This is a genomic window from Streptomyces sp. CRCS-T-1 (assembly GCF_024442335.1).
Taxonomy (GTDB): Bacteria; Actinomycetota; Actinomycetes; order Streptomycetales; family Streptomycetaceae; genus Streptomyces; species Streptomyces koelreuteriae.
Window position 1 is genome coordinate 6,730,314 of record NZ_CP101651.1, and the last position, 26,245, is coordinate 6,756,558.

Annotated in this window: 23 protein-coding genes and 1 pseudogene; 14 read left to right on the top strand and 10 right to left on the bottom strand. The window is 71.9% G+C overall.

The genetic code is table 11. The features are described from left to right. Window positions 1-2: 2 nt before the first annotated feature. Window positions 3-443 carry a Rieske (2Fe-2S) protein gene (locus NNW99_RS30485; RefSeq protein WP_215122377.1) on the bottom strand — a complete coding sequence of 147 codons (441 nt, stop codon included), beginning with the start codon at window positions 441-443 and terminating at the stop codon, window positions 3-5. Between the two features lie 180 nt (window positions 444-623). On the opposite strand from NNW99_RS30485, the gene aroH reads away from it, so the two are divergent. The 5 genes from aroH to der all read left to right on the top strand — a co-directional run bounded on the left by aroH (window position 624) and on the right by der (window position 5,083). Beyond that, window positions 624-986, top strand: a complete 363-nt coding sequence (gene aroH, locus NNW99_RS30490; RefSeq protein ID WP_215122378.1) for a chorismate mutase — start codon at window positions 624-626, stop codon at window positions 984-986. Beyond that, the gene (locus NNW99_RS30495; RefSeq protein WP_215122379.1) at window positions 983-2,068 is read left to right on the top strand and encodes a prephenate dehydrogenase; all 1,086 of its coding nucleotides are present in this window, start codon (window positions 983-985) and stop codon (window positions 2,066-2,068) included. Before aroH ends, NNW99_RS30495 begins: the two co-directional genes overlap by 4 nt. A 116-nt stretch (window positions 2,069-2,184) precedes the next feature. Then, the gene (gene cmk / locus NNW99_RS30500; RefSeq protein WP_215122380.1) at window positions 2,185-2,865 is read left to right on the top strand and encodes a (d)CMP kinase; all 681 of its coding nucleotides are present in this window, start codon (window positions 2,185-2,187) and stop codon (window positions 2,863-2,865) included. Next, a complete protein-coding gene (locus tag NNW99_RS30505) occupies window positions 2,862-3,509 on the top strand; it encodes a 1-acyl-sn-glycerol-3-phosphate acyltransferase (RefSeq protein ID WP_215122381.1) in 648 nt (215 codons plus the stop codon). The genes cmk and NNW99_RS30505 overlap by 4 nt, the downstream gene beginning before the upstream one ends. Window positions 3,510-3,589: 80 nt before the next feature. After that, a complete protein-coding gene (der, locus tag NNW99_RS30510; RefSeq protein WP_215122382.1) occupies window positions 3,590-5,083 on the top strand; it encodes a ribosome biogenesis GTPase Der in 1,494 nt (497 codons plus the stop codon). Window positions 5,084-5,143: 60 nt separating this feature from the next. On the opposite strand, the gene NNW99_RS30515 is transcribed toward der, so the two are convergent. Together NNW99_RS30515 and NNW99_RS30520 are read right to left on the bottom strand one after the other, a co-directional pair. Next, window positions 5,144-5,530: a hypothetical protein gene (locus NNW99_RS30515; RefSeq protein WP_215122383.1), complete on the bottom strand. Its 387-nt coding sequence runs from the start codon at window positions 5,528-5,530 to the stop codon at window positions 5,144-5,146. Between the two features lie 85 nt (window positions 5,531-5,615). Beyond that, on the bottom strand, window positions 5,616-6,398 hold the full coding sequence (locus NNW99_RS30520) for a hypothetical protein (RefSeq protein WP_215122384.1): 783 nt from the start codon (window positions 6,396-6,398) through the stop codon (window positions 5,616-5,618). Between the two features lie 543 nt (window positions 6,399-6,941). Between NNW99_RS30520 and NNW99_RS30525 the strand changes: the two genes are divergently transcribed. Next, entirely contained in the window at window positions 6,942-7,580 is a 639-nt protein-coding gene (locus tag NNW99_RS30525) for a transglycosylase family protein (RefSeq protein WP_215122385.1), read from the top strand. Between the two features lie 85 nt (window positions 7,581-7,665). On the opposite strand, the gene NNW99_RS30530 is transcribed toward NNW99_RS30525, so the two are convergent. Genes NNW99_RS30530 through NNW99_RS30540 form a run of 3 tightly spaced genes read right to left on the bottom strand, consistent with a single transcriptional unit; the run spans window position 7,666 to window position 11,480 of the window. Continuing rightward, window positions 7,666-8,307: an ABC transporter ATP-binding protein gene (locus tag NNW99_RS30530; RefSeq protein ID WP_215122386.1), complete on the bottom strand. Its 642-nt coding sequence runs from the start codon at window positions 8,305-8,307 to the stop codon at window positions 7,666-7,668. Next, the gene (locus NNW99_RS30535) at window positions 8,304-10,985 is read right to left on the bottom strand and encodes an ATP-binding cassette domain-containing protein (protein WP_215122387.1); all 2,682 of its coding nucleotides are present in this window, start codon (window positions 10,983-10,985) and stop codon (window positions 8,304-8,306) included. The genes NNW99_RS30530 and NNW99_RS30535 overlap by 4 nt, the downstream gene beginning before the upstream one ends. A 9-nt stretch (window positions 10,986-10,994) precedes the next feature. Continuing rightward, the gene (locus tag NNW99_RS30540) at window positions 10,995-11,480 is read right to left on the bottom strand and encodes a hypothetical protein (RefSeq protein ID WP_215122388.1); all 486 of its coding nucleotides are present in this window, start codon (window positions 11,478-11,480) and stop codon (window positions 10,995-10,997) included. A gap of 139 nt (window positions 11,481-11,619) precedes the next feature. Here NNW99_RS30540 and NNW99_RS30545 point away from each other — a divergent pair, with 139 nt between their 5' ends. Genes NNW99_RS30545 through NNW99_RS30555 form a run of 3 tightly spaced genes read left to right on the top strand, consistent with a single transcriptional unit; the run spans window position 11,620 to window position 14,541 of the window. Beyond that, on the top strand, window positions 11,620-12,183 hold the full coding sequence (locus NNW99_RS30545; RefSeq protein ID WP_215122389.1) for a hypothetical protein: 564 nt from the start codon (window positions 11,620-11,622) through the stop codon (window positions 12,181-12,183). After that, complete coding sequence (locus NNW99_RS30550; protein ID WP_215122390.1) at window positions 12,158-13,444, top strand: ABC transporter substrate-binding protein; 1,287 nt, start codon at window positions 12,158-12,160, stop codon at window positions 13,442-13,444. Before NNW99_RS30545 ends, NNW99_RS30550 begins: the two co-directional genes overlap by 26 nt. Window positions 13,445-13,500: 56 nt before the next feature. Further along, entirely contained in the window at window positions 13,501-14,541 is a 1,041-nt protein-coding gene (locus NNW99_RS30555; RefSeq protein WP_215122391.1) for a YafY family protein, read from the top strand. Between the two features lie 43 nt (window positions 14,542-14,584). Here the strand turns inward: NNW99_RS30555 and ctaD are convergent. Beyond that, window positions 14,585-16,252 (bottom strand): annotated as a pseudogene (ctaD, locus tag NNW99_RS30560) (cytochrome c oxidase subunit I); the annotation flags it as partial. Between the two features lie 264 nt (window positions 16,253-16,516). Between ctaD and NNW99_RS30565 the strand changes: the two are divergent. Beyond that, window positions 16,517-16,732: an I78 family peptidase inhibitor gene (locus NNW99_RS30565; protein ID WP_215122392.1), complete on the top strand. Its 216-nt coding sequence runs from the start codon at window positions 16,517-16,519 to the stop codon at window positions 16,730-16,732. A 54-nt stretch (window positions 16,733-16,786) separates the two neighbouring features. Here NNW99_RS30565 and NNW99_RS30570 read toward each other — a convergent pair whose 3' ends face one another. Further along, window positions 16,787-17,770, bottom strand: a complete 984-nt coding sequence (locus NNW99_RS30570) for a phosphatase PAP2 family protein (RefSeq protein ID WP_215122393.1) — start codon at window positions 17,768-17,770, stop codon at window positions 16,787-16,789. A 227-nt stretch (window positions 17,771-17,997) separates the two neighbouring features. Further along, the gene (locus NNW99_RS30575) at window positions 17,998-19,254 is read right to left on the bottom strand and encodes a glycosyltransferase family 39 protein (RefSeq protein WP_215122394.1); all 1,257 of its coding nucleotides are present in this window, start codon (window positions 19,252-19,254) and stop codon (window positions 17,998-18,000) included. A 314-nt stretch (window positions 19,255-19,568) separates the two neighbouring features. Here NNW99_RS30575 and NNW99_RS30580 point away from each other — a divergent pair, with 314 nt between their 5' ends. Then, window positions 19,569-21,179, top strand: coding sequence for an MFS transporter (locus NNW99_RS30580; protein WP_215122395.1), 1,611 nt, complete (start codon window positions 19,569-19,571; stop codon window positions 21,177-21,179). 407 nt (window positions 21,180-21,586) lie between these two features. After that, entirely contained in the window at window positions 21,587-22,777 is a 1,191-nt protein-coding gene (locus tag NNW99_RS30585; RefSeq protein ID WP_215122396.1) for an acyl-CoA dehydrogenase family protein, read from the top strand. 52 nt (window positions 22,778-22,829) lie between these two features. On the opposite strand, the gene NNW99_RS30590 is transcribed toward NNW99_RS30585, so the two are convergent. After that, entirely contained in the window at window positions 22,830-23,267 is a 438-nt protein-coding gene (locus NNW99_RS30590; protein WP_184597617.1) for a cell division protein SepF, read from the bottom strand. Window positions 23,268-23,556: 289 nt separating this feature from the next. On the opposite strand from NNW99_RS30590, the gene NNW99_RS30595 reads away from it, so the two are divergent. Both NNW99_RS30595 and NNW99_RS30600 read left to right on the top strand, forming a co-directional pair. Continuing rightward, complete coding sequence (locus NNW99_RS30595; protein WP_215122397.1) at window positions 23,557-24,759, top strand: DUF5685 family protein; 1,203 nt, start codon at window positions 23,557-23,559, stop codon at window positions 24,757-24,759. 330 nt (window positions 24,760-25,089) lie between these two features. Continuing rightward, window positions 25,090-25,995: a S1 family peptidase gene (locus tag NNW99_RS30600; protein ID WP_215122398.1), complete on the top strand. Its 906-nt coding sequence runs from the start codon at window positions 25,090-25,092 to the stop codon at window positions 25,993-25,995. Window positions 25,996-26,245 lie beyond the last annotated feature (250 nt).

The window sequence follows — 26,245 nt, forward strand, 5'->3', positions numbered from 1 at the left end:
GGTCAGGTGAGACGGACCGAGTTCCCCTCCACCGTGATCTGCTCGGCGGGCAGGGCGCGGGTCGCCGGGCCGTGGGCGACCGCGCCGTCGGCGATGCGGAACTTGCTGCCGTGGCAGGGGCAGTTGATCGTGCCGTCGGAGACGGTCGTCACCAGGCAGCGCTGGTGGGTGCAGATCGCCGAGAAGGCCTTGAACTGGCCCTGCTCCGGCTGGGTCACCACGACCTCCTCGTTCTTGAAGATCTTGCCGCCGCCGACGGGGATCTCGTCGGTGGAGGCCAGCTCCTGACCGGCGGGGGCGTCCGTGGTCTCTTTGCCGGTGGGGGAGACCGTCGACGTGGAGCCGTTGCCGTCGCCGCCCCCGCCGCAGGCCGCGACCAGTGCGACCGCGCCTGTCGCGCCCGTGGCGAGGAGAACCGTCCGGCGCGTGGTGTCGTAGGTCATGTCGTCACTCCGAACGTGCCAAAAATGGAGAAAATGGACTTTTCTGAATCTTGGCACTGAAAATACCCAAGGAATAGTAATTCGGGTGTCTCATCGGGCGGGCGCCGCGCATCCCGTTCGCGCGGGCTGACTAGGCTGGACGGACGTAGAGCGACACGCACGTCAGCAAGGAGCAGCGCCGTGGCGGTACGAGCGGTCCGGGGGGCCGTCCAACTCGAGCGGGACGAGGCCGGGCACATGGACGAGCAGGTCGGAGCCCTGCTCACGGCCATCCTGGAGCGCAACGAACTCGAGGCCGACGACCTGATCAGCATCTGGTTCACGGCCACGCCCGATCTGCACAGCGATTTCCCGGCGGCCGCCGCCCGCAAGCTCGGCATCGTCGACGTACCGCTGATCTGCGCCCAGGAACTCGACATCGAGGGCGCCATGCCCCGGGTCGTCCGGGTCCTCGCGCACATCGAGTCCGACCGGCCCCGGGCCGGCATCGCCCATGTCTACCTCGGCGCCGCGGCCGCCCTGCGCAAGGACATCGCCCAGTGAGAACCGCACTCGTCATCGGCACCGGCCTCATCGGCACCTCCGCCGGCCTGGCCCTGTCCCAGCGGGGCGTCGTGGTGCACCTCGCCGACCCGAACCCGGAGCAGGCCCGTACGGCGGCCGCGCTCGGCGCCGGCACCGACGAGGCGCCGGACGGGCCCGTCGACCTCGCGATCGTCGCCGCCCCGCCCGCCCATGTGGCGGACGTGCTCGCCGACGCCATGCTCCGCGGAGCGGCCCGCGGCTACCTGGACGTCGCCAGCGTCAAGGGCGGACCGCGCCGCGAGCTGGAGGCACGCGGCCTCGATCTGAGCGCCTACATCGGCACGCACCCCATGTCGGGCCGGGAGAAGTCCGGCCCGCTGGCCGCGACCGGGGATCTCTTCGAGGGCCGCCCGTGGGTGCTGACCCCGACCCGGGACACCGACACCGAGGTGCTGAACCTCGCCCTGGAACTGGTCTCGCACTGCCGTGCCGTGCCGGTGGTGATGGACGCCGACGCCCACGACCGGGCCGTCGCCCTCGTCTCCCACATGCCCCACCTGGTCTCCAGCCTGGTCGCCGCCCGCCTGGAGAACGCCGAGGAGGCCGCCGTACGGCTCTGCGGGCAGGGCATCCGGGATGTGACGCGGATCGCCGCCTCCGACCCCCGGATGTGGATCGACATCCTCTCTGCCAACCCCGGGCCGGTCGCCGACCTGCTCACGGACGTCGCCGGCGACCTGGAGGAGACCGTGCGGGCCCTGCGCGCCCTGCAGTCCACCGACGACCACAAGCGCCGCGAGGGCGGCACCGGCATCGAGGACGTCCTGCGGCGCGGCAACGCGGGGCAGATCCGCGTCCCCGGCAAGCACGGCTCCGCCCCCCGGGTCTACGAGGTCGTGGCGGTGCTCATCGACGACCAGCCGGGACAGCTGGCCCGGATCTTCGCGGACGCGGGCATGGCCGGCGTCAACATCGAGGACGTACGGATCGAGCACGCGACGGGGCAGCAGGCCGGTCTGGTGCAGCTGATGGTCGAACCGAAGGCGGCACCCGTGCTGAGCGCCGCGCTGCGCGAGCGGGGCTGGGCGATTCGGCAGTAGGGCATCCTGGAACAGGGCCGTCCGACGCGCGGCCGGACGAGTGACCCGCACCCAGTAACCTTGTGCGGGGCCCTCGCGCCCTCACCCCGCCAGCCCGGTCCAGGAAGGTCTCCACTGTGGAAAGCCCCACGCCCGTGATTGTCGCCATCGACGGCCCCTCCGGCACGGGCAAGTCGAGCACGTCGAAGGCCGTGGCGGCACAGCTCGGGCTGAGCTACCTGGACACCGGCGCCCAGTACCGGGCGATCACCTGGTGGATGGTGAGCAACGGCATCGACATCGACGACCCCGCCGCGATCGCCGCCGCGGCCGGCAAGCCGGAGATCGTCTCGGGCACCGACCCGCAGGGCCCGACCATCACCGTCGACGGCGTCGACGTGGCCGGGCCGATCCGCACCCAGGAGGTCACCTCCAAGGTCAGCGCGGTCAGCGCGGTCTCCGACGTGCGGGCCCGGATCACCGAGCTGCAGCGCACGATCGCGGCCTCCGCGCAGGACGGCATCGTGGTCGAGGGCCGGGACATCGGCACCACCGTGCTGCCCGACGCCGACCTGAAGATCTTCCTCACCGCCTCTCCGGAGGCGCGTGCCGCCCGCCGCAGCGGCGAGGTGAAGGGCTCCGACGTCCACTCCACCCGCGAGGCCCTGATCAAGCGGGACGCGGCCGACTCCAGCCGCAAGACCTCGCCGCTCGCCAAGGCGGGCGACGCGGTCGAGGTGGACACCACCGAGCTCACGCTGGCCCAGGTCATCGAGTGTGTCGTCACCCTCGTCGAGGAGAAGCGGGCAGGGAAGTGACCGAGCTGCCTTCGGTACGGGGTGCCGAGGTCGGGCGGCGCATCGGCGTCGGCCTGATGTACGGGTTCTGGAAGCCGCGCGTGCTCGGCGCCTGGCGGGTGCCGACCAGCGGCCCGGTGATCCTCGCGGTCAACCACTCCCACAACATCGACGGCCCGATGGTCATGGGCGTGGCGCCCCGGCCGACGCACTTCCTGATCAAGAAGGAGGCGTTCATCGGGCCGCTGGACCCCTTCCTGCTCGGCATCGGGCAGGTGAAGGTGGACCGCGACACCACCGACCGGACGGCGATCACCCACGCGCTCGGCATCCTGGACAGCGGCGGCGTGCTCGGCATCTTCCCCGAGGGCACCCGGGGCGAGGGCGACTTCGCCTCGCTGCGCGCCGGGCTCGCGTACTTCGCGGTGCGCAGCGGTGCCCCGATCGTGCCGGTCGCCGTGCTGGGAAGCACCGACAAGCGCGGACGGTTGATAAAGGGGCTGCCGCCGCTGCGCTCGCGCGTCGACGTCGTCTTCGGCGAGCCCTTCGACGCGGGCGACGGCAGCGGGCGCCGTACGCGCAAGGCGCTGGACGAGGCCACCGGCCGCATCCAGAAGCAGCTCGCCGCCCACCTGGAAAACGCCAGGCGCCTCACCAGGCGCTAGGCAACACTGAGTAGTGGATCAGCCCGGAAGACAGCGGGTACTCCACCGACCACCAAGATGAACGACGAGGTACGGACTTCATGAACGACCACATCCAGCCCGACGGCTCGGCCGCCTCCGAGGGCGCGCACGAGCACGACCACGGGGCGCTCGGCGACGCCGAGTTCGCGGAGTTCATGGAGCTCGCCGCGGAAGAGGGCTTCGACCCCGAGGACGTCGAGGGCGCCATCGAGGAGGCCGGACACGGCCCGCTGCCCGTGCTCGCCGTGGTCGGCCGCCCCAATGTCGGCAAGTCGACTCTGGTGAACCGCATCATCGGACGCCGCGAGGCCGTCGTCGAGGACAAGCCGGGCGTCACCCGCGACCGTGTGACCTACGAGGCCGAGTGGGCGGGCCGCCGCTTCAAGGTCGTCGACACCGGCGGCTGGGAGCAGGACGTCCTCGGCATCGACGCCTCCGTGGCCGCCCAGGCCGAGTACGCCATCGAGGCCGCCGACGCGGTCGTCTTCGTCGTCGACGCCAAGGTCGGCGTCACCGACACCGACGAGGCCGTCGTACGGCTGCTCCGCAAGGCCAACAAGCCGGTGGTGCTCTGCGCCAACAAGGTCGACGGCCCGAGCGGCGAGGCCGACGCGACCGCGCTGTGGTCCCTCGGCATCGGCGAGCCGCACCCGGTCTCCTCGCTGCACGGCCGCGGCACCGGCGACATGCTGGACGCCGTCCTGGAGGCCCTGCCGGAGGCGCCCGAGCAGAGCTTCGGCACCGCCGTCGGCGGCCCGCGCCGGATCGCGCTGATCGGCCGCCCGAACGTCGGCAAGTCCTCGCTGCTGAACAAGGTGGCGAACGAGGAGCGCGTCGTCGTCAACGAGCTGGCGGGCACCACCCGTGACCCGGTCGACGAGCTGATCGAACTCGGCGGCGTCACCTGGAAGTTCGTCGACACGGCGGGTATCCGCAAGCGCGTCCACCTCCAGCAGGGCGCCGACTACTACGCCTCGCTGCGCACCGCCGCCGCCGTCGAGAAGGCGGAGGTGGCCGTCATCCTCATCGACGCCGCCGAGTCGATCTCGGTGCAGGACCAGCGGATCGTCACCATGGCCGTGGAGGCGGGCCGAGCGATCGTCGTCGCCTTCAACAAGTGGGACACCCTCGACGAGGAGCGCCGCTACTACCTGGAGCGGGAGATCGAGACCGAGCTCGGCCAGGTGGCGTGGGCCCCGCGGGTGAACGTCTCGGCGCGCACCGGGCGGCACATGGAGAAGCTGGTCCCGGCGATCGAGACGGCCCTGGCGGGCTGGGAGACCCGGGTCCCGACGGGCCGGCTGAACGCCTTCCTCGGTGAGCTGGTAGCCGCCCATCCGCACCCGGTCCGGGGCGGCAAGCAGCCGCGCATCCTGTTCGGCACCCAGGCGGGCACCAAGCCGCCGCGGTTCGTGCTGTTCGCCTCCGGCTTCATCGAGGCCGGCTACCGGCGCTTCATCGAGCGCCGGCTGCGCGAGGAGTTCGGCTTCGAGGGCACGCCGATCCACATCTCGGTGCGGGTGCGTGAGAAGCGCGGCGCGAAGAAGAAGTAGCGCGGAACAGTGAAGAGGGGCGGCCCCGCGGGGCCGCCCTCTTCACTGTCCGGTGCTCGCTCAGATGCCGCTGCGGGGTACCGGCGGCAGGGCCGCCGGCACATAGTGCATCGCCGTGCCGTGCGCGCTGACGGTCCCCACGCGCTGCCAGTGCGGCTGCTGTGCGGCGTGGCGGGCGCTCTGGGCCCCCGCGCTGTACGCGCTGTACGAGCTGCCGTACGAATGGCTGTACGAGCCCGTACTGTGCGGGATGCTTCCGAAGGCGGTGAAGCCCAGCTTCTCCTCACCGCTGCGGTCGCCGGGCAGTGCGCGGAAGGACTTGACGTACTCGGCGTAGAGCGCGTCGTAGATCGGCGTGGCCGATGGGCCGCCCAGGGAGTCCTGAGCCGATCGCGCGGAGGGGATCGGCGAGAAGGACTGGCGGCGGGGAACGTCGTATGCGTGCACGTAGGTCCAAACGACCCCGAGGGTCAGGAGATGCGGCCCTTGTACGGCTTTCGCCTCAGTGCGGCGCGAGTGGGTGACGCGCAGGTCAGGTGCCGGCCAGCGGCAGGGCCGCGCCGACCAGCACTCCGGTCGCCGCCGCCTTGTCCAGGGCGTCCCGCATCAGGTCCTCGCGCGGCTGGCGGCCGATCGAGCCGACGGGCGCGGCGAACATCAGCACCTGCTGGTGCTTGTTGGCGGCCGCGCGCCAGGGGTCGGTCACCTGGAGCGGCTGGTGCGCCTGCCACCAGGCCACCGGCTGGCCGCCGTTGGCACCGGGCTGGAGCACCGCGTGCAGCTGGCCCACGGCGAGCAGCACCGACCAGCCGTGCAGCACCGGCGGTACGGCGGACAGGTCGGCCAGCGGCATGAAGCCCTGCTCGGTGAGCAGCGGCAGGAAGTCGTCGCCGGAGCCGGTGGTGCCGGCCCGGGCGATGGGCGCGGTCGGCTCCACCACCAGGGCCGGGTGCAGCTCCCCGGCGATCAGGACGAGCCCGCTGGTCACGCCGAGCACCGCCGGCTCGGGCGCCGACTGGTCGGACACCATGCCGCCGGTGTCACCGGCGATGGACTTCACGGCGCCCCGGAGCTGCTCCTCGGTCACCTGGACGACCTGCGAGGGCAGGCAGCCGGAGTGGGCGAAGGCGAGGACTGCGGTCTCGTCACCGATGAACAGGACGGTGCTGGTGCGCTCCTGCTCGGAGTCGCCCGGAGTGCGGCAGGACGTGCAGTCGTAACTGCCCGGCGCGGTCTCTCCGGCGAGCAGTCGGTCTGCTTCTTCGTCGCCGATCTCGGCGCGTACCTCGTCGCTGACGTCGAGCATGCGCGGCACGGGTGGCTCCCTCGGGGATGCGGTGCGTGGCAAAGCCGGGTGGCTCCCGGCCCGTGGTCCGGGTAGGCCCCGGCTCATGAAGAAGACAACGGGCGATCTGTGGCGGGAGTCACGCCCCAGGGCGAACGGAATCGAACCAACCAGCGCGCAGGGTCACGTTCGGCACGGAATCGCGCACTCACGGTCAAGTACCTTGTTTGTAAAGGGCGTTGAAGTGGTGAAGTGGGTCACACGTCACCAAGCCGGTTGGTCGACAAATCATGAAATCCAGGAATGAAGTGGGTGTCCTGAAATTGCCGTTACCCGAGGTATCGGCGAACTGGCCTGGCGTGACGGGCCGCTGGTTGATGACAGGCCGTCAACTCCTTAGATTCCTCCGCCGTGTGCAGCGAGCACCGCTCGGGTACGTCCGCCGGCCGCACGGTTCTCCGGAACCGCGCAGCACCACCACCGGCGGGCGGGGCGAGCGCGACCCACGTGCCCCATGGCGCGGGGAGTGGCGTTCCGCCTTGGGGGACCCCGGGTGTTTCGAGAGGGAACCACATGTCCGAATGTGCCGATACCACCCGCGACAGCGCCCGGAAGAACCCGGTTCGTACGACGGCGGTCCTCGCCGGGGCGGCTCTGCTCGCGCCCCTCGGACTGCTGGCGGCCACCGGCAACGCCGCGGCGGCTGACAGCGGGGTGTGGGACCGCATCGCCCAGTGCGAGAGCGGCGGCAACTGGCACATCAACACCGGCAACGGCTACTACGGCGGACTCCAGTTCGCCCCGTCGACCTGGAGCGCCTACGGCGGCACGGCCTACGCGGCCACCGCCGACCGGGCGAGCAAGTCCCAGCAGATCGCCGTCGCCACCAAGGTCCAGCGCGCCCAGGGCTGGGGCGCCTGGCCGACCTGCTCGGCTCGCGCCGGGGCGAGCGGAAGCGCACCCGCGGCTTCCGCCGCCGACCCGGTCACCTCCCAGCCCGCTCCGGAGAAGCAGTGGAAGGCGCCGGAGCGTTCCGCGCCGCACCCGAACCGCAGCACGTCCCGCGGCGACTACACCGTCCGCGAGGGCGACACCCTGAGCGGCGTCGCCACCCGGCACGGAACCACCTGGCAGCGCCTCTACGCCGCCAACAAAAGCGCCATCGGCGCAGACCCCAACATGATCGTGCCCGGCCTGCGTCTCGCCATCTGAGCCGCTGCTCCCCCTCGCCGGGACACGGAGGTCCCGTCCGGTCACTCGACCGGGCGGGACCTCCGCAGTGCGGGCGGGCGCCGGGTCATCGCCGGAGCTCGGCCGCCTCCCCAGCGAACACGACCGACCCGCGGCGCAGTTCGTAGACGATGGCCGGCCGGTCCCGCAGACCGGGCGGCAGCCGCTGCTCGGCGATCACCACGCACGCGTCGAGCGCGCCCAGCAGTTCGTACGTCCGGGCCGCGACCGGGGGCGCCATGCCCTGGGCGGGCTCGTCGACGAGCACCACACGCGCGCGTGCCAGCAGGGCCCGGGACAGGGCGAGCATGCGCTGCTCCCCGCCGGAGAGGGTGCCGGCGCGCCGTTCCAGCAGGGGTCGCAGCTGCGGATAGGCGTCGAGGGCCGGGATGTGGTCCGGGGCGGCGAGTCCGAGGTTCTCGCGCACGCTGAGCGAGCCGAACACGGCCTGCCGCTCCGGGACGAGGCACAGTCCGCGCCGGGCCCGCTCGTACGCCGGTACGCGGGTCACGTCGGCGCCGTCCCACACCACCGCCCCGCCCGACAGGGGCACGGTGCCGGCCAGCGCGCGCAGGGCGGTGGTGCGGCCGGAGCCGTTGCGGCCCAGCAGGACGGTGAGGCCGGGGCCGGGCGCCGCGAGGGTGACGCCGTGCAGGGCCTCCAGGGGGCCGTAGCGCACGCGCGCGTGGCGCAGGGAGATCGTCGTCATCGCCCGGCCGCCGTTCCCAGGGCGTCCAGGACGTGCTCGGGCGGACCGGAGGCGACGATCCGGCCCGCGGTCATCACGTGCACGACATCGGCGAGGCCCGCGACCAGGTCCAGGTCGTGCTCGACGACGAGCAGGGCCGTGCCGTCGGCGGCCAGGGCCTTCAGGACCCGGGCCAGGGCGGCCACTTCGGCGCTGTCGAGACCGGCGGCGGGCTCGTCGAGCAGCAGGACGCGGGGGCCGCCCGCGAGCACCCGGGCCAGCTCCACGCGCCGCAGTGTCCCGGTGGGCAGCCCGGCGGCGGGCAGGGCACGGACCGGCCCGTCCAGTCCGAGCATCCTGAGCGTCCGCTCCACCGCGCCCGGGTCGGTGACCCGGCCCTGCTCGGCGCCCACCCGGACGTTCTCGGCCACGGTCAGCGACGGGAAGACGGCCAGTTGCTGGAACGTCCGTGCGACACCGAGCCGGGACCGGGCGTGAGCGGGGAGCGCGGTGATGTCCCGCCCGGCGAGCCGCACGGTTCCGCGCGCGGGGCGCAGTGTCCCGGCCAGGCAGTGGAACAGGGTGCTCTTCCCGGCCCCGTTGGGGCCCACGACGGCGGTGATCCGGCCGGGGGAGAGGTCCAGGTCGACTCCGTCGAGCGCGGTGAAGCCGCCGTAGCGGGCGTGGAGACGGCGGGCGGTGAGGAGGGGAGCGGCAGGGGCGGGGGATGCGGGGGTGTCCGGGGGCACCGACGGCCGGCTGCCGCTGTCGTGGGGTGCCGTTCCGGCCGCACCCGTCGCCGTCGCCCCCGTGGGCACCGGCGCCGGCCGGGCCGCCCCTGGCTCCGCCGGGCGCAGCAGCGCGCGGGCCCGGGCGCCCAGCGGTGTCAGGGCCGGGGTGCGGCGCAACCGCAGGCGCTCCGCCGCCGTGCGCAGGGCCTCGTACGGGCCGCCGGGGAAGCGGCCCACGAGGATCGCCAGGACGCCGATCAGGGCCGCGGCGACACCGCCCCGGGTGCCCGCGTCCAGGCCGACCAGGAGGGCCGCGGCGGCGAGGGCGCCGAGGGTGCTGTCGGCGCCCAGCACCACGACCGCCGCGAACCACAGCAGTCCGCGCACCGGGTCGTACGCGGCGGCGTCGAAGGCCCGCAGGCCCATGCCGAGCATGCCGCCGCCCAGCGCGGCGAGCGCGGCGCCCGCGACGAAGGCCAGCAGCTTGAGGGACGGCACCCGGACGCCCGCCGCCTGCGCGCCCCGCTCGTGGTCCCGCATGGCCGCCAGGGCCCGGCCCGTCCGCCCTCGGCGCAGGGCGTGCGTGGCCAGCAGCGCGACCGCCAGCAGGAGCAGCTCCAGGACGTAGTAGGCACGGTCCCCGTCGAAGCCTGCCGGGCGGCCCAGCGTCAGGCCCGATGTGGCGTACGGCTGGGCGAAGACGAACCGGCTCACCCCCACGCCGACCGCGAAGGTCGCCAGCGCCAGCGCCAGGCCCCGGCGGCCGATCGCCGGCCAGCCGGTGAGCAGGCCCAGCGGCGCCACCAGGACGACCGCCACCGCGAGGGCCGCCAGCTCCGGCAGCCGGGGCAGCCCCGGGAAACGGCCCGCCGCCAGCAGCGCGGTGAACAGGGCGCCCAGACCCGCGTACGCCGCCTGGCCCAGCGAGATCTGGCCGCCCCGGCCGGTGACCACCACCAGGGACAGCAGGATCACGGCCAGCGCCGGCACCTGGACCGAGGTGTGCAGGTCCCGGCCGGCCAGGCCCAGCGGCAGCAGGAACAGCACGGCCGCCACGATCCACGCGCCGGGCGGGGTCGGGACCCGGGCGGTGGCGGTGCGCGGCAGCGCGTCCCGGGTGCCCACGCCCGGCAGCACCAGGGCCGCGATCAGCAGCGCGACGACGAACAGGTTCGTGCCCACGGCCTGGAGCAGCGGCTCGCCCCAGCCCGACGGATGCAGCCGCGTGAGCTGACTCTGCGCCACCCCGACGGCCAGCGCCACCACCACCGCGACCGGCAGGCTCCGCATCCGCGCGGCCACCGCGACCGCCACGACCTCCATCACGAGCAGCGGCAGCCCGTACGGGTCGAGACGCACGTACGGCGCCAGCAGCACACCCGTCAGACCCGCCGTGAACGAGCCGAACGCCCAGCCCGCCGCCGCGACCCGGTCCGCGTCGATGCCGCCCAGCACGGCGAGCTGCCGGTCGTCCACCACGGCCCGCAGCTCCCGCCCGAACCGCGTCCGGCGGACCACCACCGCCACCCCGGCCGCCAGCACCAGCACCACCGTCAGCTGTCCCCACGGCTCGTCCGGCACCAGCTCCGGCGCGTCCTCACGCGCCCCCTGCCCCCACAGCAGCGCCGCCCCGCCCACCAGCAGCACGAACACCCCGATGGACGCCACCAGCGTCTGTGCCGGATCACCGCCGAGCACCGCCAGCGGCCGGAAGACGAACCGCTCCAGTACGACCCCCAGCCCCGGCGCCAGCACCAGCAGGGTCACCGTCGCCCCGAGCCACAGCGGCCAGCCCCACTCGACCACGCACTGCCGCAGCACATACGCGCACACCATCGCGATCGCGCCGTGCGCGAAGTTGAGCACGCCGGTGGCTCGGTACGTCACGATCAGGCCGATCCCGGTCAGCGCCGCCGCGCTGCCCACCGAGAGGCCGGCCAGGGTGAGGTCGTACGTCAGCGAGGACATCGGCCGGGCTCAGTCGGTTTCCCCGGTGGGCTCGCAGATCGGGCAGGGGTCCAGTTCACCGCTCGCCACCAGCTTGGAGTCCACCGGGACCGCCTCCGCCTTGCCCGCGACCAGCGGACAGTCCGCGCGGTGCCACAGCGTGCCGCCCGGCACCATCAACCGCTCGCCGCTGACCGCGAGCGGCGCGAGGGAGGCCTGCCCGGTCTCGGCGCGCCCCCGAGGGCCGTCGGGTTCGGCGGCCACCAGCAGGCCGTACAGCTCCTCCACGCGCGCGGCGGCGATCGCGCCCCGGCCGTGGGCCAGCAGCACCGCCCCGGAGACGATCAGCGCCGCGCCGGGGACCGTGCAGGAGGCGAGATAGGGAAGCTGGCGTTCCGCGAAGCGCTCGCCGGAGACGCCGTACCAGCCGACGACGCACAGCACCGCGCCCGCGGCCAGGGCCGCCCAGCCCGCCCACAGAACGGGATGCACGGTCCGCAGTCGGCTTGTTCGCATCGCTGGCTCCCACACGTCGGTTCGGCTGTGTGCTGGCTGCCTGTTCAAGTCCGGCGATCGCTTGCACTATGCCCCGTGGAAGCTGACCCTGAAAGCACCGGGCGCACATGGCCCGGACCGACACCCGGTGGTGAGCCAGATGGTTCTCGGCAGCGACCTCAGGCGGGGTAGAGCGACAGAGGGCCCGCGAGCCGCAGGACGGGGCACGGCCATCGCGGCCGCCCTGGTCCTGGCCCTCGCCCCGGCCCTCGCGGCGTGCAGCGACGACAGCGGCGGCGGCAGCGAGAGCACGCCGCCCACACCGACCGCGGAGCGGACCACGAGCGCCCCGGCGAGCGCGCCGGCGGACCGGACCGCGGCCGAGCAGGAGATCAAGCAGAACTGGGAGACGTTCTTCGACCCGCAGACCTCCACCGAGGACAAGCAGGCCGTCCTGGAGAACGGCGACCGGATGGGGCCGGTCCTCCAGGCCTTCAGCGGTGACGAACGCGGCGGGCAGGTCGAGGCGCAGGTCACCAAGGTCGAGTTCACCTCGGCGACCGGCGCGGATGTGACGTACACGCTCACTCTGAAGGGGGCCACCGCTCTGCCGGACGCCTCCGGGACAGCCGTCGAGCAGGAGGGCACCTGGAAGGTGTCCGTCAAGACGCTGTGCTCGCTGGTGCAGATGAGCGGCAATGGGTCGCCGGTCCCGGGCTGCTGAGATCATCGCCGCGGTGCTGCTGCTCGCCCTGAGCGCGGCCTGCGGCAGCCGGCTCCCGGAGAGCGACTTCGAGCACGACGACCGCACCCCGGCGCCCCGCGACTCCGCCCCGCTGCGGGTCGGCATCATCACCAGCGCCACCAGCCCGGTCGGCGGCAACGCCTTCACCGGCCCGCGCGATGGCGCCAAGGCCTGGTTCGACCGGCTCAACGCGCGCGGCGGCATCGACGGCCGCCGCGTCGAGGTGCGCCTGTGCGACGACGGCGGCAGCGGCGTCGGCAACAACGAGTGCGTCCACAAACTCGTCGAGGAGGACGACGTCGTCGCCCTGGTCGCCACCACCGCCCTGGACTACGCGGGCGCCTCCCGCGTCTCCCGCGCGCGCGTGCCCGACATCGGCGGCCAGCCCATCGGCGGCGCCTACGACACCTACCCGCACCTCTACGGCATCTACGGCAGCCTGGCGCCCCGCGACGGCACCACCGGCTGGGACGGCAAGCTGTACGGCGGCACCGAGGTCTACCGCTACTTCAAACGCGAGCACGGCGCCCGTACCGCCGCCGTCGTCTCCTACAACCAGTCCGCCTCCGCCGCCTACGCCCGGCTCGTCGAGCGGGGCCTGCGCGCCGAGGGCTACAAGGTCGTCACCGAGCAGGTCGACTTCGCCCTGCCCAACTTCCGCGCCGTCGCCGCCGACCTGAAGGAACAGGGCGCCGACCTGGTCTTCGACGCCATCGACTCCCACGGCAACGCCCGGCTCTGCCAGGCCATGGACCAGGTCGGCGCCCAGGTCACCGCCAAGGTGACCAACGTGCAGAGCTGGACGTCCACCGTCCCCGACGACTACGAGGACGCCCCGCGCTGCCGCAACGCCCTCTGGGCGACCGGCGCGAGCCGCGACTTCGACGACACCGGCCATCCGGCCGTACGGGAGTTCCGCGAGGCGACGAAGGGACTGAAGACGCACTCCCAGTGGCAGTTGGAGGGATGGGCCGCCGCACGCTGGTTCACCGACGCGGCGAAGTCCTGCGCGAAGAGCGGCATCACGCGCGCGTGCGTCGACGGCTACATGGACCGCAGCCAGGGCTACACGGCGGGCGGACTGCTCCTGCCCGTCGAGTTCCGGCGGCTCGCCGAACCCCCGAGGACCCGGGATACCTGCCTGTCGGTGGCCCGCTGGCAGGACGGCGAGGGCTGGGTCGGCCAGGGCGACATGAACCGCACCTGCTTCGACGTGCCGCAATTGGCGTACGAGCCTTGAGGACGGCAAGCCCTTGCGGACAGTGGCTGTCCGCAAGGGCTGACAGACTCGCCCTCATGTTGGAGACCTCGGCCCGCCTGCTGCGTCTGCTGTCCCTGCTCCAGGCCCACCGCGAGTGGTCCGGCGCCGATCTGTCCGAGCGGCTCGGCGTCAGCGCCCGGACCCTGCGCCGCGACGTCGACCGGCTGCGCGAACTCGGCTACCCGGTCAACGCCAGCCCCGGCACGGGCGGCGGCTATCAGCTCGGCGCCGGCGCCGAACTCCCGCCGCTGCTGCTGGACGACGACGAGGCCGTGGCGGTGGCGATCGGGCTGCGCACGGCCGCCGGGCAGGGCATCGAGGGCATCGGCGAGACCTCGGTACGGGCCCTCGCCAAGCTGGAACAGGTGCTGCCGAACCGGCTGCGCCGCCGGGTGGGCGCCCTCAACGCCTTCACCGTGCCGATGCTGCGCGGCCCCGTGCCCGACGCCGTCGACCCCGTCGTGCTGACCGAGCTCGCCCACCTCTGCCGGGACGCGGAACGCCTGCGCTTCGAGTACCGCGGCCACGACGGCACCCTCAGCCGCCGCAGCGTCGAACCGCACCGCCTGGTGTGCACCGAGCGCCGCTGGTATTTGGTCGCCTGGGACCTGGAGCGGGAGGACTGGCGCACGTTCCGCGTGGACCGCGTCACGCCCCGGCCGCCGCACGGCCCGCGCTTCGTCCCCCGCCCGCCGCCCGCCGAGGACCTGGCCGCCTACGTCTCCCAGGGCGTCTCCACCCGCGTGTACGCCACCCACGCCGTGGTGCGGCTCCTGGCTCCCCTGGAGGAGGCCGCCGCCCACATCTCGCCCTCCGCCGGGGTGCTGGAGGCCGAGGGCCCCGACACCTGCCTGCTGCGCTGCGGCGCCGGGAGCCTCGACGTGATGGTGATCCACGTGGTGATGCTGGGCTTCGAGTTCGAGGTGCTGGAGCCGGTGGAGCTGATCGAGGCGGTCAGGAGGACTCGCGACCGGCTTGATGGCGCTTTGGCTCGGGCTGCGCAGTCACCGCCGCGTACTGCGGATGGTGCAGGTCGAACGCCGGCGACTCGGACCGGATCCGGGGGAGCGTCGTGAAGTTGTGCCGGGGCGGCGGGCAGGACGTCGCCCACTCCAGGGAGCGGCCGTAGCCCCAGGGGTCGTCGACCTCGACCTTCTCGCCGTACTTGGCGGTCTTCCACACGTTGTAGAGGAACGGCAGCGTCGACATGCCGAGCAGGAACGCGCCGATCGTCGAGACGGTGTTGAGCGCGGTGAACCCGTCCGCGGCGAGATAGTCCGCGTACCGGCGGGGCATGCCCTCGGCGCCCAGCCAGTGCTGCACCAGGAACGTGGTGTGGAAGCCGACGAAGAGCGCCCAGAACTGGATCTTGCCGAGCCGTTCGTCGAGCATCTTCCCGGTGAACTTCGGCCACCAGAAGTAGAACCCGCCGAAGATCGCGAAGACGACGGTGCCGAAGACGACGTAGTGGAAGTGCGCGACCACGAAGTACGAGTCCGTCACATGGAAGTCCATCGGCGGCGACGCCAGGATCACCCCGGTCAGTCCGCCGAACAGGAACGTCACCAGGAAGCCCGTCGCCCAGAGCATCGGGGTCTCGAAGGACAGCGAGCCCTTGAGCATGGTGCCGGTCCAGTTGAAGAACTTCACGCCCGTCGGCACGGCGATCAGGAAGCTCATCAGGGAGAAGAAGGGCAGCAGCACCGCGCCCGTGGCGAACATGTGGTGCGCCCACACGATCATCGACAGGCCGGTGATCGCCATCGTCGCGCCGACCAGGGTCAGATAGCCGAACATCGGCTTGCGGCTGAAGACCGGGATGATCTCCGTGATGATCCCGAAGAACGGCAGCGCGATGATGTACACCTCGGGATGCCCGAAGAACCAGAACAGGTGCTGCCACAGGATCGCCCCGCCGTTGGCCGAGTCGAAGACCTGCGAGCCGAACCGCCGGTCCGCCTCCAGCACCAGCAGCGCCGCCGCCAGCACCGGGAACGCCATCAGGATCATGATCGACGTGAAGAGCGTGTTCCAGACGAAGATCGGCATCCGGAACATCGTCATGCCGGGGGCGCGCATCCCGATGATGGTCGTGATGAAGTTGACCGCGCCGAGGATCGTGCCGAAGCCGGACAGCGCCAGCCCCATGATCCACAGATCGGCCCCGATTCCCGGGGTGCGCTCCGCGCTGTTGAGCGGGGCGTAGGCGGTCCAGCCGAAGTCCGCCGGGCCGGACGGCACCAGCAGCGAGCCGAGCACCATCAGCCCGCCGAACAGGAACAGCCAGTACGACAGCATGTTCAGCCGGGGGAAGGCGACGTCGGGCGCGCCGATCTGGAGCGGCATCAGCTCGTTGGCGAAGCCCGCGAAGGTCGGCGTCGCGAACAGCAGCAGCATGATCGTGCCGTGCAGCGTGAACGCCTGGTTGAACTGGGTGTTGTCGATGATCTGGAGTCCCGGGCGGGCCAGTTCGGCGCGCATCAGCAGCGCCATCACCCCGGCGACCAGGAAGAAGAGGAACGACGTGATCAGGTAGAGGTGGCCGATCTTCTTGTGGTCGGTCGTCGTCAGCCAGTCGACCACCACCCGCCCGTGCCGTGTCCTCGGCACGGTCGGCGCCGTCGGCTGTACGGTCTGCGTCCCCATCGCTCGCTCGCCCCTTCGCTCATCGCGTACCGGGCCCGCCGAAGCCCGCGCCGCAGGTGCCCGCGAGCTCACGCCATGATGCTCGGGGCACCGCGCGCTCCGACAGGGGCGTATCGGCCTCTGTGTGCCCGATCCACGCATTTCCTGTGCGGCGCCGGTTCGGCCGGACCGGTGGCGGCGCCGGAATGGAATGGAGCTCCGGGGGTACTTCTCCCGGCACTTTCCGCCGGGCTTTTCCAGGAGCTCATGTGACACGCGGGAATTACGATCGAATGCCTGCGGAAGGCCTACGGAAGGCCTACAGAACCGCTCTTCCGTGTGACGGACATCGCGGGAAACGGCTGTCGTGATCTTGTGACAGAAGTGTGACCGGGGCCGGACAGCCACCGGGGGTAGCGTGGCGGCATGGCACCCATTCCGACACCTTCCGCGGAACCCGACGACAGCCCGGACACCTATGTCGGCCTGGCGGCCGACCGGGCCGAACACCTCGCGCGTGAGCGTGGCTGGCCGACGGTGCGCACCCTGCCGCCGGGGGCGATCATCACGATGGAGTACCGCGTGGGACGGCTGAACTTCGAGGTGAAGGGCGGCCGGGTGGCGCGGGCCTGGAAGGGCTGAGGACACGCGCGAAGGCCCCGGTTCCGCAGTGGAACCGGGGCCTTCGCGCGTCTGTCAGGGGTGGGCCGAGGAGGTCGAGCCGCGCGGGTGCCGCTCCGGGTGCGGAGGGCGGCGGCTGCCGGCCGGGGTGACCGGGGTGCGCTCCGAGCGGGCCGTGTGCGGCCCCGGGGCCAGGTAGGCCGGGGCCCGGGGCGAGCGGGCCGCGACGTCCTCCCGGTCGGCGGGCAGCGGCGTGACCACCACGGGCGGCGCGCTGACCGGGACGGCGGCCGTACCGTCGCGGCCGGACCGCCAGCGGTCGCGCAGGTCGAAGATCCGGGCCTCGGCACGGGCGATCAGCGGCTCGAACCACGGCAGGGCGAGCAGGATCAGCAGACCCGCGACCCAGCCGAGGAGCACATCGCTCAGCCAGTGCGTACCGAGATAGACGGTGGCCATCCCGACGCCGAGCGAGGTCACGGCGGAGACGGCGGACAGCCAGCGGCGCGCTCTCGGGGTGGAGGCGAGGTAGGCCAGGATTCCCCAGGTCACCACGGCGTTGGCGGTGTGACCGCTCGGAAATATATCGCCGCCGCGCCACATCTCGTTCGAGCCGATTATGGTCGCGTAGTGCGGTCCGAGGCGGCCCATGCCGTACTTGGCGGCGCCGACCGTGATGTTCAGCAGCAGCAGCGAGACGCCGAGGGCGAGCATCGGACGCAGGGTGTGCTGCCGCCACGAGCGCCAGCCCAGCCAGGCCGCGACCATCACCGCGGTCGGGCCGCGCTGGCCGAGCACCACGTAGTAGTCGACGAACCAGTGGATCTCCGACCACTGCTGGTACGGCCGGAAGAACATGACCTGCCAGTCGAGCCGGACCAGCCAGGACGTGATCACCACGGCCCACACGATCGCGCCGTAGAACGCGGCGGTGGCCGCGAACAGCACGATGCGGTGCCTGCTCATCTTCGGCACATCGATGTGGGCGGGTCGTTCCGGCTCACGATCCAGCCGGGCGAACACCCGGTCCAGACGGGTGAGCTTCGGTTCGGTACGCACCCAATCGACGTTACAGCGAGTGAGCTCTGATCCCGGGCGAATCAACGGCTTTGTGATGACGATGTGATGTGGGATTCCTCTCAGCAGGACGTTTATTTCCACCGAATCTGCAATCGTCGGCCGCTGCGGCCTTCAATTCCTTTGATCATTCCGGATGGGGGTTTTATTGCGCTTTTGAATTCGTTCACCGGAGCATGGTGCGGAATTACCCCGGCGCTCACAGCGGGTCAGGGCGGACCGGAGCCGTTCAGCCAGAACGCGCCGTACACCGCGGAGGCTACCGCCACCGACCCGAGCACCACCGTTGACCTGCGCGTACGCAGCCGGGCGAGGGCCAGCGCGAGGGGCAGGAGCAGCGGGAACGCGGGCACCAGCAGGCGCGGTTTCGAGCCGAAGTAGCTCGACGCGCACAGCGCGAGCGCGGTGACGACCCCGGTGTAGACCAGCAGCGGGAGCGGCTGGCGCTGACGTACCCCGACCAGATACAGCCAGACGACTGACACGACCCCGGCGATCAGCCCGACGCCGGCCAGGGCCGAGGGGAACGACGTGAACTTCTCGGCGACGAACCGGGCGAAGGCGTAACCGCCGTCGAAGCCGTTGCGCCACCCCGCCTGCACCTCGAGATAGCCGAGCGGCCCCTTGCCGGTGTGGTGGCCGACCCACAGGACGTAGCCGGCGGTGCCGAGGGGGGCCAGCAGCATGCCGAGGACACGGGAGGCGTCGGCCGAGGCGGAGGCGACGACGGAAGGGGACGCGGACGGGGAGGCGGACGAAGAGGTGAGGGCGGAGGCGGGGGCGCTTGGCGTGATGTGCGCGCCGTCCGGCTCGTTCGCGCGTCGGTCCCGCACGAAAGAGGCGATGGCCGCCACCCACACCGCCGCCACCACCGCCATCCCCACCGGACGGGTCAGCCCCGCCAGCAGCGCCAGCACGCCCGCCACAGGGAGCCGGCCGGTCAGGACCGCGTACAGCGCCCACGCGGCGAGCGCCGTGAACAGGGACTCGCTGTACGCCATCGACTGCACGATCCCGACCGGGAGGACGGCCCACAGCAGCACCGCGCACACCCCGGCCCGGCGGCCGTACACATGGTCGGCCACCGCGAAGATTCCCCAGGCCGCGGCGAGGGAGGCGACCAGACTGACGAGGAAACCCCCGTCCGCGGGGGACAGCGGGGACACCGCCGTCACCAGCCGCTCCAGCCAGGGCAGCAGCGGGAAGAACGCCAGATTGGAGTGCACGTCCCCGTTGGCCAGGCGCACCTCGTAGCCGTAGCCGAGCTCGGCGACCCTGGTGTACCAGAGCGCGTCCCAGCGAGCGGTCAGCAGTGTGTACGCGTCCTTGTCGCGGGCAGCGCTCCACACGGCCAGGGCGACGAGGCCCAGGGCGCGTACGGCCGCGTACCCCAGGAGCGCCGGGGCCGCCCGGCGCAGCGCCCCGGCGCGGGATGGCGGGGCCGCGCGCGTCTCGAGATCGGTCACGGGCCCGATTATCGACCCGGGGCGGAACCGGGCGGCCGGGCGGGGCGTGGTGGAGGCAGAGGGGGCGGCAGTAGGGGGCGGCGGAGGAGTGGCGGAGAAGTGGCGACGGAGTGGCGTACGCCACATCGTTCCGCCGGAACTGTGAGAGGTCCGCCACTGGGCTCCGGCGGGGACTCGCGTACTCTGACGTGTCACTCGCTTTTCGTTTGCGCGGGCCGGAGACCACCACCACCGCTCCTCTCCGGCCGAGTCGCGGGGGCGTCCCCCACCCCGTGAGCCCGCCGATCGCGAGGGAACATCTGGGAGGTACGTACATGTCCGGGACGACCACGGCTGCCGCTGCGCTGCGCCGTCGGGCGGCCGGGGCCGGTGCCAACCGCTGGGTGGTTCTCGTCGTCCTCTGCGTCAGCCTGCTGCTGGTCGCCGTCGACGCCACCGTGCTGCACGTGGCGGTTCCCGCCGTCACGGAGGACCTGAGGCCCGGCGGGATCGAGCTGCTCTGGATCGTCGATGTCTACCCGCTCGTCTGCGCCTCGCTGCTGATCCTCTTCGGCACGCTGGGCGACCGCGTCGGACGCCGAAGGGTCCTGCTCCTCGGGTACGCGCTGTTCGGCGTGGCCTCCGGTATGGCGGCCCTGGCGGACAACGCCCAGGTGCTGATCGTGGCGCGGGCGCTGCTCGGCGTGGGCGGCGCGATGATCATGCCCGCGACCCTGTCGATCCTGCGCCAGGTCTTCCCGGACCGGCGCGAGCGGGCGCTCGCGATCGGCATCTGGAGCGCCGTGGCCGCGGTGGGCGCGGCGGTCGGGCCGCTGCTCGGCGGCTTCCTGCTGGAGCACTTCTGGTGGGGTTCGGTCTTCCTCGTCAACATTCCTTTGATGCTGGTCAGTCTTCCGGTGGGGCGGCTGCTGCTGCCCGAGTCGAAGGGCGACGGCACCGGCCCCTGGGACGTCATCGGCGCCCTGATGGCGGCGGCCGGGCTGTTCGGCATGGTGCTGGGCGTCAAGCGGCTCGGGGGCGGGGAGCCGGTGTGGAGCATGTTCACCGTGCTGCCGCTGGTCCTCGGGGCCGCGCTCCTGGTGGGCTTCGTACGGCGGCAGCGGCGGCGGACGTATCCGCTGGTCGACCTCAAGATGTTCGCGCGGCCGGCGTTCAGCACGTCCGTCGGCTGCATCGTGCTGGCGATGCTCGCGCTGGTCGGTCTGGAGCTGATCGCGGCGCAGTATCTGCAGCTCGTGCTCGGGCTGTCGCCGCTGGAGACGGGGTTGCGGCTGCTGCCGCTGACGTTCGCGGCGATGGCGGCCGGGCTGGCCGGGGCGCGGATGCTGCGGCGCTTCGGGCCGCGGCGGATGGTGAGCGTCGGGTTCTGTGTCACGGCGTTCGCGGTGCTGCTGCTGACGGCGCTGGGGCGTACGGACCAGTGCGCGCTGATGCTGACCGCGTTCGTGCTGCTCGGCTTCGGGCTGGAGACGACGCTGTTCGGGGCGTACGAGTCGATGCTGAGCGAGGCGCCGCAGGAACAGGCCGGTGGGGCGGCGGCGATCGGGGAGACGTCCTACCAGCTCGGGGCCGGCATCGGGATCGCGCTGCTCGGCAGCGTGATGAACGCGGCGTACGCGCCTGGACTGTCCGGTGTGTCGGGGGTGCCGGAGTCGGCGTCCTCCTCGGCGGGGCATTCGCTGGGGGAGGCCTACGAGGTCGCCGCGCGGCTGGGCGGGTCGGCCGGGGCCGCGCTGCGGCATGCCGCCCGGGACGCGTTCGTGCACGGGCTGCATGTGACGTTGCTGGTGAGCGCGGGGCTGTTGCTGCTCGGGGCGGCGATGGCGCTGCGGTTGCCGCGGGCGATGCAGTGCGAGGAGGAGGCGGGCGGTGCGGTGGAGGTACCCGCACCCAGGGACGCCGCGGAGTCCCGCGTCTCGGTGTGACTCGCCCACCCACGCACCGCCCGTAACTCCCGACTGGAGGTCCGGGCCGCCTGTGGGGGTGGGGCGGCGTCGGCAGCTTGCGGAGGTGGGTGGTGGCAGGGCTGGGCCCCGGCTCGTGGGGAGCGGGGAGCGGGGAGCGAGGAGCGGGGATCGGGGAGCCGATCCTCCTTGGGCTGCGCCCGAGGCGAAGGACTCGCCGTGCGCGCGTGGAAGCCATGCCGGTGCCCTCGGTGGAGCCCGCAGGGGTGCTCGACGTCATGTGCGAGGGGCCCGCAGGCGCCGATGGGGCTCTGCCCCGGTCGGCGACCTTGGCCACTCAGTTGGGAGCTACGGGTGGTGCGGGGGTGGGCAGGCGTCGTAGCGTCGTGGTTAGCGGTGCTAGTTAAAGAGTCTCGGAGGGTGTCGTCATGTCCGTGTCGTCCAAGCTGCCCCCCTTCGACCCCGGCGACCCCCTCGGCCTCGACGACCTGCTGGATGCCGAGGACCTCGGGATCAGGGACACGGTCAGGGCCTGGGCCGCGGATCGGGTGCTGCCGTATGTGGCCGACTGGTACGAGAAGGGGGAGCTGCCGGAGATCCGGGAGCTGGCGAGGGAGCTCGGGGGGCTCGGGGCGCTCGGGATGTCGCTGAGCGGGTACGGGTGCGCCGGCGCCTCCGCCGTGCAGTACGGGCTCGCCTGTCTGGAGCTGGAGGCCGCCGACTCCGGCATCAGGTCCCTCGTCTCCGTGCAGGGCTCCCTCGCCATGTACGCCATCCACCGCTTCGGGAGCGAGGAGCAGAAGCGGGAATGGCTGCCCCGTATGGCCTCCGGCGAGGTCATCGGCTGCTTCGGGCTCACCGAGCCCGACCACGGCTCCGACCCCGCCTCCATGCGGACGTACGCCAAGCGCGACGGCTCCGACTGGGTGCTCAACGGCCGCAAGATGTGGATCACCAACGGCTCGGTCGCCGGTGTCGCCGTCGTCTGGGCGCAGACCGAGGACGGCATCCGAGGGTTCGTCGTACCGACCGGCAGCAGCGGGTTCTCCGCGCCGGAGATCAAGCACAAGTGGTCCCTGCGCGCCTCGGTGACCAGCGAACTCGTCCTGGACGACGTACGTCTGCCCGCCGACGCCGTACTCCCGGAGGGCACCGGCCTGCGCGGGCCGCTCAGCTGTCTGTCCCACGCCCGGTACGGAATCGTCTGGGGCGCCATGGGCGCGGCCCGCAGTTCCTTCGAGGCCGCCGTCGACTACGCGAAGTCGCGGGAGCAGTTCGGGCGGCCCATCGGCGGCTTCCAGCTCACCCAGGCCAAACTCGCCGACATGGCGGTCGAACTGCACAAGGGGATTCTGCTCGCCCATCATCTGGGGCGGCGTATGGACGCCGGCCGCCTGCGCCCCGAACAGGTCAGCTTCGGCAAGCTCAACAACGTACGAGAAGCGATCGAGATCTGCCGCACGGCCCGCACCATTCTCGGCGCCAACGGGATCTCGCTCGAATACCCCGTGATGCGGCACGCGACCAACCTCGAGTCGGTGCTCACCTACGAGGGCACCGTCGAGATGCACCAGCTCGTGCTGGGCAAGGCGCTCACCGGACTCGACGCCTTCCGCTAGACGCCGTCCGGTGAACCCCGAGGGGGGGGCAGGGCCGGTGAGCGGCCCTGCCTCAGCTCTGGTTGAAGAAGCCGTCCGTGCGGTGCCCGGCCGGGTCGCCGTTCACGATCTCCGTGTTGGCGGGGGTCAGCAGGAACACACGGGTCGACACCCGCTCGATCGAACCCCGCAGCCCGAAGATCAGCCCGGCCGCGAAGTCGACCACGCGCTTGGCGTCGGCGGCGTCCATGGCCGTGAGATTCATGATGACCGGGACGCCCTCGCGGAACAGCTCGCCGATCGCGCGGGCGTCCCGGAAGCTGTCCGGCGTCACCGTGCCGATGCGACGGCCTCTCTCCTCGGCGACGTCCGAGGCCACCTTGACACGCGGATCGGTGACCCAGGCCTCCCCGGACTCGGTCCCGTCGGAGTAGTCGTCGTCGTAGTAACGCTCGTCTTCGTTGTCGTCGACGAGGCCAAGCCAGGCACTTGCCTTGCGTACCGATCCCATGGACGCCTCCTCTCACAGCGGTCTTTCTGCTTTCCGCATCCCTATGGTCGTCCATGATGCGGATGGCGCGCCAAGTGGATAGACGCCGCACGGGGGGTTTGTGACGGTACTGGTGCACAGCGATTCCGTCGAGAGTCCGTGTTTCCCAAGGGCCTTGCCGTAAACGACTGCTGACTGTGAGTGAAATATGATTCTTCACGGCGTTTGGGTGATGGGCAGTGCGTACGGGTGAACGGGTTGGCCGATAATATGCGGGCGCTCAAACGTCGTACGGAACGCGGGGGACGTCGTGTTCGGAATGGTCAGGCCCTGTCGGCATCGCCTCGGGGAGAGCCTCACCGCTCAGTGGATGGCGCATTTGTGCGGCCTGTGTCTCGCGCTGCGCGGGGATCACGGCCAGTTCGCGCGCATCGTGACGAACTATGACGGGCTTCTCGTCTCCGTATTGACGGAGGCTCAGACACGCCCTGTGACCGGCGGGTCGAGGGATATGGGGCGGCGTACGGCGGGTCCGTGTCCGCTGCGCGGGATGCGCACCGCGTCCGTCGCGCACGGTGAGGGGGCGCGGCTCGCGGCGGCCGTGTCGCTGGTGCTCGCCTCCGCGAAGGTGCGCGACCATGTCGCCGACGGTGACGGGCTGCTGGCCCGTGCGCCGGTGGCGCGCGCCGCGCGCCGGGTCGCGAAGGGCTGGGACCGGGCCGGAGCACGGACCGGCTCCGCCGTCGGGTTCGACACGGCCGTCCTGGTCGACGCCGTGGACCGGCAGGGCGGCATCGAGGCGCTCGCCGGGCCCGGGACGCCGATCCTGACGGTGACCGAACCCACCGAGACCGCGACCGCCGCCGCTTTCGCGCACACCGCGGTCCTCGCCGGCCGGCCGTACAACGCCGGGCCGCTCGCCGAGGCCGGACGCCACTTCGGGCGCCTCGCCCATCTGCTGGACGCCGTGGAGGACCGGCACGCTGACGCCGCGTCAGGCGCCTGGAACCCGATCACCGCGACCGGTACCTCCCTCGTGGAGGCCCGGCGGCTCGCCGACGACGCGGTGCACGGCGTCCGGCTGGCGCTGCGGGAGGCGGAGTTCAGCGACGGCCGGCTGGTCCACCGGCTCCTCGTGCACGAGCTGCGCACCTCCGTCGACCGCGCCTTCGGTACGGCCCGCTGCGCTCACACCGCAGGTCCCGAGGCGGCCGGTCCGTATGCGCCGCCCGGCACCGGCGCCCCGGGCGGTCCCGGCGCCCCGCCGCCACAGCCGCCGCGCGACAACCGGCGCGGGCTGCTCGCCGGGTGCGCGGTGTGGCTCGGGCTCGCCTGTACGTGTCAGATGTGCTGCGGCACGTACCAGGACCCGTGGACCGGCGAGCGCAAGGAAGGGCAGTGCGCCAACTGCGACTGCAGCGGATGCGGGGACTGCTGCAGCTGCTGCGACTGTTGCGGCAACTGCTGTGACAACTGCGGCTGCGACGGCTGCGACTGCGGCTGCAACTGCTGAGGCACCAACACCGGCACCGGCATCGGCGGGACTCGGCGAAGCGGCCCTGCTGACCGGCGCGCGGAGGGCGTACGGAACTTGGACCGAGCGCCGGCGTGAGGCGTGGCTGGGCGGCGCTTGAGGTGTGGTGGGGGCGCGCGTTGCAAAGGTCGTTCAAAGGTTGACGGCCGAAAGGCACCCTTGCGCCTACCGGCCGTTCGGCCGAATACTCCCCCACAGCGCTTGTCAGGGGCACGGCGTGTTCGGGAACCGGACGCGCGGTCCCAGGCTGCGCCTCACGGGCCCGAGACCCCACGAGGGCCCCCTACTTCCCCTGTGGAGGAACGAAAAGTGAGGATCAAGCGCACCACCCCCCGCAGCGGCATCTCGAGACGGACCCGGCTGATCGCCGTTTCCACCGGCCTCGTCGCCGCCGCAGCGATCGCGATCCCCAGCGCGAACGCGTCCGACACCCCCACCACCTTCAGCGCCGCCGAGCTCAAGAGCGCGAGCGGCTCGATCCTGAAGGCCGACATCCCGGGCACCGCCTGGGCCGTCGACAGCAAGACCGACCGTGTGCTCGTCACCGTCGACAGCACGGTCACCCAGGCCGAGATCGCGAAGATCAAGCAGCAGGCCGGCGCCAACGCCGACGCGCTCACGATCAAGCGCACCCCCGGCCAGTTCAACAAGCTCATCCAAGGCGGCGACGCCATCTATGCGAGTAGCTGGCGCTGCTCCCTCGGCTTCAACGTCCAGAACAGCAGCGGTCAGCAGTTCTTCCTGACCGCCGGCCACTGCACCGACGGCGCGGGCACCTGGTACTCCAACTCCGGGCGCACCACGGTCATCGGCTCGACCGCCGGCTCCAGCTTCCCGGGCAACGACTACGGCCTGGTGCGCTACAGCGGGTCCGTCGCGCGGCCCGGTACCGCGAACGGCGTGGACATCACGCGCGCGGCCACCCCGAGCGTGGGCACCACCGTCATCCGCGACGGCTCCACGACCGGTACGCACAGCGGCCGGGTCACCGCCCTCAACGCCACCGTCAACTACGGCGGCGGCGACATCGTCTCCGGCCTGATCCAGACCACCGTCTGCGCCGAGCCCGGCGACTCCGGCGGCTCGCTCTACGGCAGCAACGGCACCGCGTACGGTCTGACCTCCGGCGGCAGCGGCAACTGCTCCTCCGGCGGCACGACGTTCTTCCAGCCCGTCACGGAGGCCCTGAGCGCCTACGGGGTGAGCGTGTACTAGGCCCTACCGGGCAGCAGCAGACAGCGTTTCGAGCCCCCGCACGCATCGCGTGCGGGGGCTCTTCTGTGTGGGTGGAGAGTTTGTGGCTTCTTGTCATGGTTCAGGGTGAGTACAGAGGAAAGGTGCATCAATATCCGCCCCTCGGATGCTGATTGGGGTCGGTTGGTTGGGCGATTTTCAGCCATGGCCAGACCTCACAGAGTGCGCACACATTACTCGCGCGTAATGTTTGCAGTGTGAACGCGTGTGA

Excerpts from the sequence above, each read along its gene's own strand:
- NNW99_RS30485 (WP_215122377.1), bottom strand. The coding sequence starts at position 443 with ATGACCTACGACACCACGCGCCGGACGGTTCTCCTCGCCACGGGCGCG.
- der (WP_215122382.1), top strand. The coding sequence starts at position 3,590 with ATGAACGACCACATCCAGCCCGACGGCTCGGCCGCCTCCGAGGGCGCG.
- NNW99_RS30525 (WP_215122385.1), top strand. The coding sequence starts at position 6,942 with ATGTCCGAATGTGCCGATACCACCCGCGACAGCGCCCGGAAGAACCCG.
- NNW99_RS30530 (WP_215122386.1), bottom strand. The coding sequence starts at position 8,307 with ATGACGACGATCTCCCTGCGCCACGCGCGCGTGCGCTACGGCCCCCTG.
- NNW99_RS30535 (WP_215122387.1), bottom strand. The coding sequence starts at position 10,985 with ATGTCCTCGCTGACGTACGACCTCACCCTGGCCGGCCTCTCGGTGGGC.
- NNW99_RS30540 (WP_215122388.1), bottom strand. The coding sequence starts at position 11,480 with ATGCGAACAAGCCGACTGCGGACCGTGCATCCCGTTCTGTGGGCGGGC.
- NNW99_RS30545 (WP_215122389.1), top strand. The coding sequence starts at position 11,620 with ATGGTTCTCGGCAGCGACCTCAGGCGGGGTAGAGCGACAGAGGGCCCG.
- NNW99_RS30550 (WP_215122390.1), top strand. The coding sequence starts at position 12,158 with ATGGGTCGCCGGTCCCGGGCTGCTGAGATCATCGCCGCGGTGCTGCTG.
- NNW99_RS30555 (WP_215122391.1), top strand. The coding sequence starts at position 13,501 with ATGTTGGAGACCTCGGCCCGCCTGCTGCGTCTGCTGTCCCTGCTCCAG.
- NNW99_RS30565 (WP_215122392.1), top strand. The coding sequence starts at position 16,517 with ATGGCACCCATTCCGACACCTTCCGCGGAACCCGACGACAGCCCGGAC.
- NNW99_RS30580 (WP_215122395.1), top strand. The coding sequence starts at position 19,569 with ATGTCCGGGACGACCACGGCTGCCGCTGCGCTGCGCCGTCGGGCGGCC.
- NNW99_RS30585 (WP_215122396.1), top strand. The coding sequence starts at position 21,587 with ATGTCCGTGTCGTCCAAGCTGCCCCCCTTCGACCCCGGCGACCCCCTC.
- NNW99_RS30590 (WP_184597617.1), bottom strand. The coding sequence starts at position 23,267 with ATGGGATCGGTACGCAAGGCAAGTGCCTGGCTTGGCCTCGTCGACGAC.